Source organism: Sediminibacterium sp. FW305-C-61 (assembly GCF_058231065.1).
The window spans coordinates 346,514-360,220 of the sequence record NZ_JBIQXR010000002.1 but is presented as its reverse complement, the minus strand read 5'-3'; the positions used below and the strand labels follow the sequence as shown (position 1 = coordinate 360,220).

The 13,707-nt window shown below is 39.0% G+C and carries 15 protein-coding genes; 8 read left to right on the top strand and 7 right to left on the bottom strand.

The annotated features are described in order from the left end of the window. Positions 1–122: 122 nt before the first annotated feature. Positions 123–956, top strand: a complete 834-nt coding sequence (locus ACH30E_RS06765) for an SMP-30/gluconolactonase/LRE family protein (RefSeq protein WP_490824194.1) — start codon at positions 123–125, stop codon at positions 954–956. Positions 957–1,066: 110 nt separating this feature from the next. After that, a complete protein-coding gene (locus tag ACH30E_RS06760) occupies positions 1,067–2,401 on the top strand; it encodes a PAS domain-containing protein (protein ID WP_490824192.1) in 1,335 nt (444 codons plus the stop codon). A gap of 4 nt (positions 2,402–2,405) precedes the next feature. Here ACH30E_RS06760 and ACH30E_RS06755 read toward each other — a convergent pair whose 3' ends face one another. The 4 genes from ACH30E_RS06755 to ACH30E_RS06740 all read right to left on the bottom strand — a co-directional run bounded on the left by ACH30E_RS06755 (position 2,406) and on the right by ACH30E_RS06740 (position 6,363). Beyond that, positions 2,406–3,287, bottom strand: a complete 882-nt coding sequence (locus ACH30E_RS06755; protein ID WP_490824191.1) for an EamA family transporter — start codon at positions 3,285–3,287, stop codon at positions 2,406–2,408. A gap of 56 nt (positions 3,288–3,343) precedes the next feature. Then, entirely contained in the window at positions 3,344–4,093 is a 750-nt protein-coding gene (locus tag ACH30E_RS06750; protein ID WP_490824189.1) for a polyprenol monophosphomannose synthase, read from the bottom strand. 95 nt (positions 4,094–4,188) lie between these two features. Further along, positions 4,189–4,959 carry a 3'-5' exonuclease gene (locus ACH30E_RS06745; protein WP_294994284.1) on the bottom strand — a complete coding sequence of 257 codons (771 nt, stop codon included), beginning with the start codon at positions 4,957–4,959 and terminating at the stop codon, positions 4,189–4,191. A gap of 24 nt (positions 4,960–4,983) precedes the next feature. Then, entirely contained in the window at positions 4,984–6,363 is a 1,380-nt protein-coding gene (locus ACH30E_RS06740; protein ID WP_490824188.1) for a UDP-N-acetylmuramate--L-alanine ligase, read from the bottom strand. Positions 6,364–6,667: 304 nt separating this feature from the next. Between ACH30E_RS06740 and ytxJ the strand changes: the two genes are divergently transcribed. Both ytxJ and ACH30E_RS06730 read left to right on the top strand, forming a co-directional pair. After that, the gene (ytxJ, locus tag ACH30E_RS06735; protein WP_294994278.1) at positions 6,668–7,000 is read left to right on the top strand and encodes a bacillithiol system redox-active protein YtxJ; all 333 of its coding nucleotides are present in this window, start codon (positions 6,668–6,670) and stop codon (positions 6,998–7,000) included. 98 nt (positions 7,001–7,098) lie between these two features. Beyond that, positions 7,099–7,743 (top strand): NAD(P)-dependent oxidoreductase, encoded by a 645-nt coding sequence (locus ACH30E_RS06730; RefSeq protein ID WP_490824187.1) that lies wholly within the window; start codon positions 7,099–7,101, stop codon positions 7,741–7,743. A gap of 104 nt (positions 7,744–7,847) precedes the next feature. Here ACH30E_RS06730 and ACH30E_RS06725 read toward each other — a convergent pair whose 3' ends face one another. Further along, positions 7,848–8,372, bottom strand: a complete 525-nt coding sequence (locus ACH30E_RS06725; RefSeq protein WP_490824186.1) for a GNAT family N-acetyltransferase — start codon at positions 8,370–8,372, stop codon at positions 7,848–7,850. Between the two features lie 6 nt (positions 8,373–8,378). Beyond that, complete coding sequence (locus ACH30E_RS06720) at positions 8,379–9,566, bottom strand: acetyl-CoA C-acyltransferase (protein WP_490824185.1); 1,188 nt, start codon at positions 9,564–9,566, stop codon at positions 8,379–8,381. 120 nt (positions 9,567–9,686) lie between these two features. Here ACH30E_RS06720 and ACH30E_RS06715 point away from each other — a divergent pair, with 120 nt between their 5' ends. From ACH30E_RS06715 to ACH30E_RS06705, 3 genes are read left to right on the top strand one after another with little or no spacing between them, the layout of a single operon-like run. Then, on the top strand, positions 9,687–10,115 hold the full coding sequence (locus tag ACH30E_RS06715; RefSeq protein WP_490824184.1) for a hypothetical protein: 429 nt from the start codon (positions 9,687–9,689) through the stop codon (positions 10,113–10,115). A gap of 53 nt (positions 10,116–10,168) precedes the next feature. Continuing rightward, positions 10,169–10,837 (top strand): hypothetical protein, encoded by a 669-nt coding sequence (locus ACH30E_RS06710; protein WP_490824183.1) that lies wholly within the window; start codon positions 10,169–10,171, stop codon positions 10,835–10,837. A 13-nt stretch (positions 10,838–10,850) separates the two neighbouring features. Further along, positions 10,851–11,537, top strand: coding sequence for a hypothetical protein (locus tag ACH30E_RS06705; protein WP_490824182.1), 687 nt, complete (start codon positions 10,851–10,853; stop codon positions 11,535–11,537). Here the strand turns inward: ACH30E_RS06705 and ACH30E_RS06700 are convergent. Beyond that, entirely contained in the window at positions 11,534–12,382 is an 849-nt protein-coding gene (locus ACH30E_RS06700) for a CvfB family protein (protein ID WP_490824181.1), read from the bottom strand. The genes ACH30E_RS06705 and ACH30E_RS06700 overlap by 4 nt on opposite strands. 344 nt (positions 12,383–12,726) lie before the next feature. Between ACH30E_RS06700 and ACH30E_RS06695 the strand changes: the two genes are divergently transcribed. Then, a complete protein-coding gene (locus ACH30E_RS06695; RefSeq protein ID WP_490824180.1) occupies positions 12,727–13,668 on the top strand; it encodes a hypothetical protein in 942 nt (313 codons plus the stop codon). Positions 13,669–13,707: the final 39 nt, after the last annotated feature.

The following is a 13,707-nucleotide window of genomic DNA, read 5'->3' as shown; positions in this document are numbered from 1 at the left end:
TTTATATCTTCCGAAGATAACTAAACCATTGATTATCAGATTAGGCATTCCCAGGAAAATGACCAGTGGGTGAACAACACAGATAACCCATTGTATGGCTATTTTTGTATAAATTATCTAATATGAAAAAACAGGCATTTACTGTACTGGCAACCCTTTTTACCAGCTTATTGCTGGCCCAGGGACCAAAACTTGAGCTCATCTGGACCACCGATACTACCCTAAAAGTGCCTGAATCGGTTTTATTAGATGAGGGTAATAAGCTACTATATGTATCATGCATAGATGGGCAGTCGGGAGATAAAGATGGCAAAGGTTCTATTGCCAAAGTTGCATTAGATGGTAAAATCATTAATCCCAATTGGGTTGATGGATTGAACGCTCCAAAGGGAATGGGAATATACAAAGGCAAGCTTTATGTAGCTGATTTAACGGAAGTAGTGGTAATTGATATCAAAAAAGGAACAATAATTGAAAAAATCCCTGTTCCGGAATCCGTATTCCTCAATGATATAAGTATTGATGCAAAAGGAACCGTTTATGTAACTGATTCCAGAACATTCAAACTGCATAAAATCGAAAAGGGCACCGTATTCCTGCTAATCGACAAATTACAGGGACCTAACGGTTTGTTGGCCGTAAAAGATGGGTTATTTATTTTGGATAAAGGAAGTTTATTGAAGTTAAGTGCCAGTGGACAACTATCAAAAATAGCAGATGGTATGGATCCTAGTACAGATGGTATTGAAATGGTAAAACCCAGGGAATTTATCGTAAGCTGCTGGAGTGGGGTCATATATTATGTACACGACAATGGTCAGAAAACGATATTGCTCGATAGCAGAAATGAAAAAATAAATACGGCTGATATCGGTTATGATGTAAAAAAGAAAATTGTTTATGTGCCAACATTTTTTAAAAATTCGGTCATGGCGTACCAGATAAATAATAATTAAGGCCATTTTAATCTTTTGTGCGATATTGTTATCCCTAAAAGACTGAAATTTCAATTTGGTGAACACTCCCCGCTTGTCACCAATTTAGCAGATAATTGCATTTATTGTAAATGAATAATAGCGTCCATAGTATTCAGGAACTTATTGGAATAATGCAACATTCCGGTTTATTTCCCTTCATGGTTGTAAATGAAGCTGGCTATTATATTTATATCAATGAAAAATTTGCAGCATTAGCAGGATGGGAACTAAATAACCTACCAAACTCAAAAGCCGATGAACATATCCATTATGCAGACAAAGAACTGTTTAGGCAAGCATGTGCAGACAGTCTGAATCATCCGGGACAAAAATCTACCGTATCGGTTCGGTATATCTTTGATGATAAAACCTATACAATACAATGGGAACTATCCGGATCTTTCGTGGGTCATGAGAAGTCAACAGTAGGTTTTGGTCTTTTGTTATCAGGAGAACCGCTCGAAGAATTTGCTGCCACCCGATATGCAGAGCAATTTAATGAGTACCTGGATGGTGTACAAGATGGTTTTTTCGCCCTTAACCGCAATTGGGTTTTCACCAGAATAAACCGATTTTTTGAGAAGGTTACCGGTATGAAAAGAGAAGAAATGATCGGTAAAAATTTCTGGGATATTTTTCCTGATTCTCCTGATCAACCTTATGCCAATGCAATGCGTAAGGCTTTCGATGAAAACCAAACCATCACTTTTGAACAACCCTGGCCGCCAGCCTATCATTTCGCGGTTTCTGCAAGTCCATCTAAGGAAGGTATCATTTGCTACTTCATTGATATTTCACTTCAGAAAAAACAACAACTAGAACTATTGGCCAACGAAATAAAACTCAAAGCCATACTGGATAGTACCACAGATATTAATATCATGATCAGTCCGGATATGCGCATCATGAATTTTAACCGAACGGCTGATCAACTTGCTGAAACCTACTTTAATACCAATCTTAAGTTCGATGCCGATTTTATGGATTATGTGATGCCTGAACTCAGGGATTCATTTAAAGAGCATTTTAGAGCCGCATTATCAGGTGAACAACTCACCTCAGAGCGACCTGTAGTAATACCAAATGGTGACGCGATTTGGTTTAAGTTTTTATATTATCCGGTTTACAATGATACCGGCGATATGATGGGCGTAGCCATGAATATTACCAATATTGATGCGAAGAAAAAGGCTGAAATGAAACTACTGCAGCAATACGATAAAATGCGCGAAATAGCCTACCTCCAATCGCATGAAGCCAGGGCGCCACTTAGTAATATTCTCGGACTGATTAACGTATTGATGTTGTATACAGACAAAACCAATGATCCCGAAATTTTACTTGTACTTGATCATCTGAATGAAAGTGCAGAAAGATTGGATAAAGTGATCCAGCAAATTGTTTACAACACCAGGCATGAATAACTCGTTAGATTTTTTGTTGTTTATGCTTTCTGATTACCCTGATCATTTGTAATACAACCGAAAGAATAATCAGGGATACCCCAATGTAAAAGCTATCGCCCAGATACTTTTGTTCTCCAAATAAAACGAATGCCAGTATTACACCATAAACTGGTTCCAAATTCAGGCTTAGATTCTGCGTAAAAGCAGATACTTTTTTCAATGCCTGAAGCATCAAATCCATGGCCAGCACAGTACAAAGCCAGCCTAACATCAGTAACCAGAGCCAGTCTGTTAATGTAGGCAGTATAGATGCTACCGGAAAATAATGCAGGTACAAAGGCATCAATAAGGTTAACAGCAATAAGCCGCCACTTAGTTCATATACCATCATAACCCTTGGCTCAACTTTATTAACCTGTCTCTTATTGAGTACGGTAAATAAAGCTGCAAGTATGGCCGAAATAATGCCAGCGATAATACCTTCCCGATAATGCTGATGAAATTGAAAAATCAATAGAATTCCCAATAAGCTTAATAATCCCAAACCAATATCCCAAAAATTGATTTTTTTATGGTTGAATACAGGTTCCAATAGAGCAGTGAATAAACCCGTTGAAGCGAAACATACCAAACCGATAGAAACATTGGCCATTTTTATGCTGCCATAAAAAAACACCCAATGCAAGGCTATCAGTGTGCCGATGCCGAGCAATTTCCAAACCATTGAGGCTGGAATACGCTGAAACTGTTTTTTAACCTGTAGTAAAAAAAGCAGGCTAACAACCGTAATCATGATTCTGTACCAAACCAGTAATCCTTCATTGAGTTGAATAAGTTCCCCAAGCACTCCTGTAAAACCGGCTAAAAAAACGGAAATATGTAGTTTAATCAGGGCATCTCTCATGCAGTACAGGTGGGATTATATGCTGAAAGTAGGAAAAAGGTATGGCTGAAAAAAACTTATTCTGTACTATTGGCCACTCGCTTACGGTAGTTCCTGAATAAGCTATGCCATTGTATTTTCAGTACCCCGAGAACTCCTTCTTTAATGATTCCCTTGCTCATTTTGCTGACACCAATTTTCCGGTCAACAAAAGTGATGGGCACTTCCTTTATGCGGAAACCAAGTTTCCATGCCACAAATTTCATTTCAATCTGGAATGCATAACCGACAAATTCAATTTCATCAAGATTAATTGCTTCCAGTACCTGTCTTTTATAACAAACAAAGCCTGCCGTTGGGTCATTTACCGGCATCCAGGTGAGTAAGCGTGTATATAAAGCACCTCCCCGAGAATAAAGTTGACGATCCCAAGGCCAGTTTTCTGTCTTACCACCGGGAACATAACGGCTACCAACTGCAATATCAGCGCCACCATTTTTACAGGCATCGTATAAACGCTCCAGGTCTTTGGGATTATGGGAGAAATCGGCATCCATTTCAAAAATGAAATGATACCCTTTTTGAATACCCCATTTAAAGCCATGAATATATGCGGTGCCTAAACCAAGTTTACCTTTTCTTTCTTCGAGAAATAATTGATGCTGGTTTTGTACCATCAACGACTTCACAATATCCGCCGTACCATCTGGTGAGCCATCATCTATTACAAGCACATGATACCCTGCCTGCAAATCAAATACAGCCGCAATAATAGCAGCGATATTGTCTTTTTCATTATAGGTTGGTATGATAACTAACTTTTCCAAGGCAGTACAGGTTGCTACGCTAAAATACAACACAGAATGATTGTACGCATTATCATCAGCAGAAATGCGGTAAATACTTTGTAAATACTACAGACTTATCCTTTTTTTAACAAGGTTCTGTTCAGTATCTCAGTGAGTTTTTGTTTGGTATTCATGGGAAAATCACCTTTCATCATCCAATCGTAGTATTGAGGTTCTTCTTTTAAAACCTGTACCACTGGCTTTCCCTTGTGTTTTCCAAAATTGAATACTTCTACTCCTTTCTCTTTTACAAAGCGGCGGGCAAAGTCAACAATATCATCTTCACCGGTAAATTTCACAATACTTTCAACCGTATTTCCAATTTGAGGGTATTTCTCTACCTGTGCTTCCAGCACTTCCCAGGTTGCAGTAGCATCGGCTTCTGCACTATGTGCTCCTTCGAGGGTTTTCTGGCAATAAAATTTATAGGCAGCACTCAGGGTGCGTTGTTCCATCATATGAAATACTTTCTGCACGTCCACCAATTTTCTTCCATCTACAGAAAAATCGATTCCAACCCTTAAAAACTCTTCAATAAGCATGGGTATATCAAAGCGATTACTATTATAGCCTCCTATATCGCACAATTCAATAAACTGTTTAATTTCATTTGCCACCTGTTTAAAACTGGGAGCATCTTTAACCATTTCATCCGTAATGCCATGCACATCACTCGAGGATTGAGGAATGGGCATGAGTGGATTAATCAACTTTCTTTTTACCTGCCTGCTTCCATCAGGATTGATTTTTACAATAGCTATCTCAACAATACGATCGATACTGATATTAACCCCTGTTGTCTCGAGATCAATAAATGCGATTGGGCGGGTAAGTTGCAATTTCATCTTGCGAAGTAAATACTTTAATTGTTAATTCCTGAGATTTTGGTGATGTTCCATCAGTTCTTTTGTTAAAGCAGGAATATCTAATCCGTCGTAGTTACCACTGCTCATTAATAAAAGATTCGAATGGTGATAATTTCTTGTATGTAACCATTCATCCAAAGCCTTACTATCGGTAAGTATAATCAGTTCTTTTTTATTAAAACCATTCTTTACTGCGTCGGCAGATAAATCCGGAAGTTTCTTCAATTCAAGGGCATGCTTCGAATAAAAAACCACTGCTTCATCGGCCTGCTCCAGTGCGCCATTATATTCCTTCATAAAGGCTTCATTTAAACTACTATAGGTATGCAGCTCAAGTACACCAATTAGTTTTCTTTCCGGGAACTGATGCTTAACTGCATCTATCGTTGCTTTTACTTTACTGGGAGCATGTGCAAAATCGCGATACATAGCACAATCACTCGCATTTGCCAGTAATTCCAACCTTTTGGCCGCACCAGTAAAACTGCCGATCGCAGGAACGAATGCTTCAGCCGATATACCCAATGCTTTACAGGCATAATAGGCTGCATAAAGATTCATCAGATTATGATTGCCAAATACTTTTAATGATCCGCTTACCCCTTCAATAGAAACTGTTGTATTACCGTTGATGATTTCATGCGCAGGAATCTGATAAGGCTGGTAGCTTATATCTGTTCTCGGATTGGTCGTAACCAACTCTTTTAATACAGCATCAGATTCATTATAGATGAGCAAACCTCCTTTTTCAATTTTATTAATAAAAATGGTGAATTGCTCAAGGTAGAAATCGAATGTTGGAAACACATTGATATGATCCCAGGCAATCCCAGTTAATATCGCAATATGTGGATATAAGAAATGAAATTTGGGTTTTCTTTCAATGGCACTTGCTGGGTATTCGTCGCCCTCACAAACAATGACAGGGGCATCAGTAATATTTACGGATTGATCAAATCCTTCTACCCTGGCACCAACCAGGTAATCAAATGATTGATGCAATGATTTAAGCACATGCATGATCATACTGGTAGTGGTGGTCTTACCATGACTACCTCCTACCACCACCCGCTTTTTATCCCTGCTCTCATGGAAGATATACTCTGGGAAAGAATATATTTTGAGTCCAAGTGCAATGGCTTTTTGCAATTCCGGATTATCCTGTTTAGCATGCATACCCAGGATTACAGCATCCAATTCAGGAACAATCATAGAAGGCTGCCAGCCTATTTCAGCAGGCAATAAACCCTCCTTTTGGAGATTGGTTCTGGCTGGTTCAAATATTTCATCGTCTGTACCAGTAACCCGATATCCTTTTTTGTGCAATGCAATGGCTAATTGGTGCATTACGCTTCCGCCAATAGAAATAAAGTGAACCCTCATAATAATTAATTGATTACAATCGTTTTATGCATATTAACTTATCGAAAACGGGGCCTTAGGCAACATTCTGATATAATTCGTATCTTTATATAGCGAAAATACTGTCAAAACGCCCATTTAAACAATTCACATGAAAAAGATAACCGTTTTATTGTTACTGGTTTTATTCAGTTCCGCATTGGTTAGCTCTTGTACTTCTTCTAAAAGCAGAGGTTGCCCAACTACCAACCCACGTTATTTTAAGCCCTGATAACTAAACAGGATTGAATGATGATTTGTTTAATGTAGGATTGTTTCGCAAAAGATGAATTGGATTACACTCAGCTCCCAAGAGCAAATAGCCGCAATTAAAGCCGCTTCTTACCAGCAACCCCAGGTTATATTCAAACACAGTACCCGCTGCAGCATCAGTTCAATGGTGTTAAACAGATTGGGAAGAAGTGATACACCCGAAAAAATTGATTTCTACCTACTCGATTTGCTTTCGCACCGTGACATTTCCAACCAAATTGCCAGCACATTCGATGTTTACCACGAATCACCCCAGGTATTACTCATCAAAAATGGAGAATGCATCTACGACGAAAGCCACCAGGGGATTCAAATGGATGAAATAATAGAGCAGGCCGCAACATAGTCTTCCCATGGTCTATGGACTATGGTCTATGGACCATAGTCCATAGACCATGGGAAAGCCAAATCCTTACTTTCAGTATATTGCTTCAAATTGAGCTTATGACCATCACTGTATTTGGTGCAACCGGACAGGTAGGCAAATATGTTGTAGCGCAGTCCCTCGCAATGGGGTATTCGGTTCGGGCTTTTGGCCGTTCAATTGAGTCTTTGATAGACAAAGACAATAACAATGAAAAGCTAACCGCCATTAAGGGATATATTTTTGACGAGTCGGATGTTTTTGGCGCTATCGAAGGCAGTGATGCCGTAATTTCTGTACTTGGTGGAGCATTCGACGGGAAAGATCATACCAGGAGCCTGGGAATGAAAAATATCGTCGCCCAAATGGAAAAAGCGGGGCTGACAAGAATCGTTGCATTGGGTGGAATGGGCATTTTAAATGCAGCTGAATCAGAAGATGGTTTATTGATTGATCAACCCGATTATCCGGAGCAATATAAACCTGTTGGCTTAGAACACCTGGCTGCTTTTCGCAGTCTTGAAGCAAGTAAACTTCAATGGACATTCATTTGTTCTCCGGACATTTTAAATGTACCTGGGAACAAACAATATATTACTTCAGCAAATTTCGCCCCCCAACCCAATCATTATCAAATCGCCGCCGGAGACCTTGCAGATTGTATGCTTCAATGCATTCAACAAAACCAGTATATAGGGCAAAGAGTGGGGATAAGCAGACTATAGCAGAAAGCAGAAAGCAGATTTCTGATCGCTGATCGCTGATCGCTGATTTATGAATTTTGAATTTTGAATTTTGAATTTTGAATTTTGAATTTTGAACCTACCCACTATTCACCACTCACCTCTCTTTTCATCACCCAGTCATTCTGGATATCATTGCCGAGGATGAATTTTTGGGTTGAGAATTTTCGAAAGCCAAATGACTCATAGAATTTAATGGCTCTTGTATTTTTTTCAAATACGCCAAGCCAAACTATTTTTCCATTCATAGCTGCGGCCGTTTGTAAGGCATATTGCATCATGGCTTTCCCAACCCCTTTTCCAATGCTGTTTTTACGTGCATAGAAGCGACTCAATTCAATGGCAGGAAGCGATGGTGGTAAATCTGCGTGTGAGTCGTGCTTTAATTTAAAATACCCTACAGGTAATTCACTATCATAAGCAAGGAAGAACTTATTTTCTTCATCATACACTTCTGCTTCCAGCTTTGAAATGGAAAATTGTTCTTCCATAAACATTTCCATATCTGCCCCACTATTATCTGCTGCAAATGTATCGAAGAAAGTCTCACGACTTATAGCGGCTATAAGTCCGGCATCCTTTTCGTCTGCTTTGCGTATGGTAATATTCATAATGGTTTATGCGCAATTTTCTATAACCATTGCGCTGGCTCCACCACCTCCGTTACAAATACCGGCTGCTCCGATTTTGCCTCCTTTCTGCTTCAGTACATGAACAAGTGTAACAATGATTCTTGCTCCACTGCAACCAAGTGGATGTCCTAAAGACACCGCACCGCCATGTACATTTACTTTGGCGGCATCCAGGTTCATTTTTTGGATATTGGCTATCCCAACAACAGAGAAGGCTTCATTCAATTCAACAAAATCAATATCGTTCATGGTAAGTCCAGCCTTGTCCACCGCTTTTGGCAAAGCGAGCGAAGGAGTTGTAGTAAACCATTCCGGTGCCTGCTCTGCATCCGCATAACTGCGAATAATAGCAAGAGGTTTAATACCCAAGGCTTCGGCCTTTTCCTTACTCATTAACACCACTGCCGCTGCACCATCATTCATCGTTGAGGCATTAGCCGCCGTAACCGTACCATCTTTTGTAAAAGCAGGTTTTAATTCAGGTATCTTATCGAATTTTACATTAAAAGCGTCTTCATCTTTATTAAACAATATCGGATCACCTTTTCTCTGGGGAATAGATACCGGCACTACTTCTGCTTCAAAAGAACCATTGTTCCAGGCTGCCTGACTTCTGGTATAACTTTCAATAGCAAATGCATCTTGCGCCTCTCGTGAGATATTACATTCCTTGGCACATAATTCAGCAGCATTACCCATGGCATAGTTATGATACACGTCTGTAAGTCCGTCTTTTGCCAATCCATCTATCATTTGAACATTACCATATTTATTTCCCCAACGAAGGTTGCCAGAGTAAAATGGCACATTACTCATACTCTCCATTCCTCCAGCCACTACAATATCGGCATCCCCTAATATAATAGCCTGCGCACCCTGAGAAATGGCTTTCATTCCACTTGCACAAACCTTATTCACCGTAGTACATATCACCGAATCAGGCAAGCCAGCAAACTTAGCGGCTTGTCTGGCGGGCGCCTGACCTGTATTGGCCTGTATTACGCAACCCATTAAAACTTCCTGTACATCGGCAGACTGAATACCCGCTCTCTCCACAGCGGCTTTTATAGCGATAGCACCAAGTTGCGGGGCCGTAAAATCTTTTAAACTACCACCAAATGAACCGATAGGCGTACGAACAGCGGAAACGATGTAGACAGTTTTTGTTGCCATTTTATAATTTTGAAATGCAAAGATAAAGCAATCATACTAACAATCGTTAGCATCGTTAAGATTTCATTCCTTCCTTTACCAACTATTCAATACAACTTATCTTAGCCAAAATATCATGGTATGTATAAGGGCCTGTTTAACAGTTTATTGGTTCTATCTACTGGCATACTCCTTGCCAGTTTCATGACTCCTACCATTGATTGTGCCCAACTTAAAAAAGGCATATTTCATAGTTATAGTAAGCGAACTGGTGCACACATTATTATTACCAGAATGAATGGGGTGCAGCAAGACATTAACACAAGCACCTATGATACTACCTATTGGAAATTAGACTGGCTCAGTGATTGTCGCTTTGTAGCTACCTACCTCACAGGATCAGGGCCAAAAACCGCGGAAGAGAAAACTTTTTACCAAAGCAGTTTCCTTTATTTTGAAGTGAAGGAAATTGCCGACAACTATTATGTAGGTACTACTACAGTTAAAGCACCCAATGGCAATAGCTCCTCCACAGATACCACCTGGTTTACTGAAAGGCTTAAATATTAGTTTATTTCTAATATTTTGGCATAAAATTTGAAGCTTTACCAGAAACCCGGATTATGCCCTTGCGAAGAAAAGTATTACCACTGGCATTTTTTCTATTCTCCTTTACCCAAACTATTTCAGCACAGTCTGGCGATAATACATTTGTAGATAATTATAAAACTTTCAGAGATATCACCGAATCATTAAAGAGCTATGCTTTATACCTGGTTCCTTATGGATCATCAAAAAAAATAAGGCTTACTGGTACCTACCAAAATAGATTGTCAAAAGTGTATCACTTTTTAAAACGCAATAAAGAGATAGACTTCAAAAACCCCGACTTTATCATCGGCATACTTATTGACGAACAGAAAATAGATGAACCTGAAATATTACCAGATGGCAAGTTTGGGAATTACGATAAGTACATTATAAAAGTCACCTACCACTATAAGGTCAACTTTCTGATTCATACCAAAGAAAGAAAAGAATTGCGCTTTAATCTTGGCGGCGATATTGTGCATGAAAAAACAATGGTGGCCAATACGCCCTTTAACGAAATAAGGGATTCAATAAGTAGAAATGGTTATTCACTAAGACCGCAACCTCAACCCATAACTGTTGCACAATCACAAACGCCTATGTATGCCCATCTGCATATGCAGGAAGAAGACTATAAAACCTTATTATCTAAACTACTTGATAAGTTTATCAATTATTATGTTGATAGAGTAGACAACTAATAAAAATGTCTGTATGAAAAACAAATACCTGATACTTCTTTCTTTCATTTGTTTGTTTAATCTGCAAACAAATGCCCAGGATGATTCAAGCTTTGCACAGATTTACCGGACTTTAAGGGAAATAACTGACCCACTAAAGACTTATAGTCTTTATATTGTTCCATTCGAGTCAACAGATAAGCTCAAATTAGGCCCGCTTCATCAGAGAAAACTTTTTGAAGTATTTCATTTTCTGAAAAAAGGTAAAACCTTAAGTTTTGAAGACCCTGATTTTATTATTGGCTTTCTGGTCGACAGCCAGCGTTTACATACACCGAATGGAGGCGTTGCTTCAACAAGTAGTTCCGGTGGCTCTTTGGGCAGACTCAAGTTTTCCCAGGCCACACATGAGTTTCATTTTACTGTTTTAATTCATACCCGAAAAAATCAACAGCTTTCGTTTAAACTAGGAAGCACAGTTTATATAACGAAACGAAAAACAGATATGCCTTCTTATGGCTTCAACAATCGTGTAGTTGATTCAATTACAAAAAACAGGAGACCAGAAAACAGAGGATACTTATTATCGAGCGGAACAACATCACAATCAAATGCATTCCTTGACAGCGATTTACTGCCTAATGTAGATGATTATAAAACCCAACTCCTTAAAGTATTACAGCAGTATAAAAACAAATATATAGACAGGGTGTACAACTAATCAGTAGACATATCTACCAATTTAATTCCTGTTTGGGTAAATTCTATCCTTTTTTGTTTATACAAATTGCCGGTTGTCATTTTGAAAGTCTTCTTACTCATACCGAAGAAGTCGTAGATTTCTTCCGGAGCAGATTTATCATGGTAAGGCAGGTATCCGTTGTTCTCCTCAAGTAACCGGATAATTTTTCCGGCCTCGTCTTCCACTTTCTGAAAGCCAGGCTTACCAAGTACAACATCTATTTTATTCCCGGGTAATATCTTTTTTACAAAACCTTTTAGTTTATCTCCAATTTGAACATCCCCGAATATTTCATTCTGGTGTATAATACCGGTATGCAGGTTATTGATGATTACAACAAAACCGAGTTCAGATTTTCTATAGACCAACAGATCCACCTGATCCATTTCTTTTACCGTTAGCTGGTCATTGCTCAACGACTGCTCCAACTTTTCAGTGGCTGCAACCCTTCCGGTCATTTCGTCTATATAGAGCTTCACCAGGTATTCCCCTCCCTCACGCATGCCCCCTAATTGTTTGGATGCGGGCACGAAAAGATCTTTCATTAATCCCCAATCCAAAAAAGCCCCCTGCCTGGTTACTGCTACAGCTTTCATTTTGACCACTTCTCCCACGCAAGCTTTGGCTTTCTGGGTGGTGGCAATCAACCGATTGTCAGAATCGTGATACACGAATACAGTGATCTCATCTCCAGGTTTAAGTCCTTTAGGCGCAAAGCGGGTCGGCAATAAAATACCATCTCCCCCATCTTCAAGGTAAAATCCAAAATCAACTTTACGGGATACTTTTAACGTATTATAATTACCCACCTGAACCTGCTCCATAGTACAATTTATGCTGCAAAAATAGGTTAGTTTGTCTGATAAGGACAGATTTATACATATGGGCTGGATTTATTGCTATCAGTGGGGGATTGAGCTGCAAGCTTCAAGCTGCAGGCTGCACGCGAAGGATAGAACGCAGATTTTCATGATTTATCATGATGGATCTTGAAAATTCGTGTTCTATAATAGCAGAAATCTTAAATGAAGCACCAATCAAGGCTAACAGCTAATGGCCAAAAGCTAACTGCCAAATTTAACCTATCTGAACTGCTATTTAAAGTCTTTCCACTAGTGTTAGCAACTTTAAGGTTTTTGCTTCAGCAGCTTTGAATATTTTGCGGGTGATGAAGCGGATAAAACCATTAATTTATACACTGATTTTACTTTTTAGTTTACAAAAGTCCTCAAATGCACAACAGGTAAATGGACATTGGTATGGCGTAGGAAAAGTAATGGTTGCTGGGGAACATAGTGCCTATATGGCTGAGCTTATACTGAAGCAAAAGGGCAAGATAGTTTCCGGAGAATTACAATACTATTTCCGCGACAGCTTATTTAAAGTAAAGGTTAATGGTTTGTATAACAATAATAGCAGACTATTAACTTTAAAACCTATTCCCTTTATTTATTATCTCTCGAAAAGTACGAGTAATGGTATTGATTGCATTTTATCGGGCAATTTTACTTTAATAGTAAATCGTACAGAGTCCATTTTGAATGGCGCATTTGAATCCGATGCGGCACATAAATATACCAACCCTGCTATCCAGTTTCGTTTCCGCTTATCATCAGATACATTGCCGGGCAACATTAATCCTAAAGAGGAACCAGAAACAATACCAGTAGTAATAGATACCAGTATAACAACAGTAGATACAACACCCATTGTAATAACTGCAGACAGTATTAAAATAGACCCCATTTATAAAGCAAGAGAAAAACAGTTTGTTACAGAAATTGAAGTATCTGGCGGACCATTAAAACTTCAGTTATACGATAATGGAAGTATTGATTATGATTCAGTGTCAGTTTACCTGAACGATCAATTATTAATTCCGAAAGTAAAGCTGGACCATAAAGCCATTCGAAAAACCGTCCTGTTAGACAGCACCCGTGAATTTAATGAGATCACCATGTTCGCTGAGAACCTGGGCACTATTCCCCCAAATACAGCGGCATTGATTATTTACGACGGTGAAAAAAGACATGAACTCATACTCACCAGCGACCTGAATAAATCAGCCACGATCAGGTTGAAGAAAAAGGCCAGGGTGAATGGTGAATAGTCAGATGTGAATTGTCAATTGTGAATGGTGAATGATAAA

Coding starts and splice junctions, on each gene's coding strand:
- ACH30E_RS06765 (WP_490824194.1), top strand. CDS start 123: ATGAAAAAACAGGCATTTACTGTACTGGCAACCCTTTTTACCAGCTTA.
- ACH30E_RS06760 (WP_490824192.1), top strand. CDS start 1,067: ATGAATAATAGCGTCCATAGTATTCAGGAACTTATTGGAATAATGCAA.
- ACH30E_RS06755 (WP_490824191.1), bottom strand. CDS start 3,287: ATGAGAGATGCCCTGATTAAACTACATATTTCCGTTTTTTTAGCCGGT.
- ACH30E_RS06745 (WP_294994284.1), bottom strand. CDS start 4,959: ATGAAATTGCAACTTACCCGCCCAATCGCATTTATTGATCTCGAGACA.
- ACH30E_RS06740 (WP_490824188.1), bottom strand. CDS start 6,363: ATGAGGGTTCACTTTATTTCTATTGGCGGAAGCGTAATGCACCAATTA.
- ytxJ (WP_294994278.1), top strand. CDS start 6,668: ATGAATTGGATTACACTCAGCTCCCAAGAGCAAATAGCCGCAATTAAA.
- ACH30E_RS06730 (WP_490824187.1), top strand. CDS start 7,099: ATGACCATCACTGTATTTGGTGCAACCGGACAGGTAGGCAAATATGTT.
- ACH30E_RS06725 (WP_490824186.1), bottom strand. CDS start 8,372: ATGAATATTACCATACGCAAAGCAGACGAAAAGGATGCCGGACTTATA.
- ACH30E_RS06720 (WP_490824185.1), bottom strand. CDS start 9,566: ATGGCAACAAAAACTGTCTACATCGTTTCCGCTGTTCGTACGCCTATC.
- ACH30E_RS06715 (WP_490824184.1), top strand. CDS start 9,687: ATGTATAAGGGCCTGTTTAACAGTTTATTGGTTCTATCTACTGGCATA.
- ACH30E_RS06710 (WP_490824183.1), top strand. CDS start 10,169: ATGCCCTTGCGAAGAAAAGTATTACCACTGGCATTTTTTCTATTCTCC.
- ACH30E_RS06705 (WP_490824182.1), top strand. CDS start 10,851: ATGAAAAACAAATACCTGATACTTCTTTCTTTCATTTGTTTGTTTAAT.
- ACH30E_RS06700 (WP_490824181.1), bottom strand. CDS start 12,382: ATGGAGCAGGTTCAGGTGGGTAATTATAATACGTTAAAAGTATCCCGT.
- ACH30E_RS06695 (WP_490824180.1), top strand. CDS start 12,727: ATGAAGCGGATAAAACCATTAATTTATACACTGATTTTACTTTTTAGT.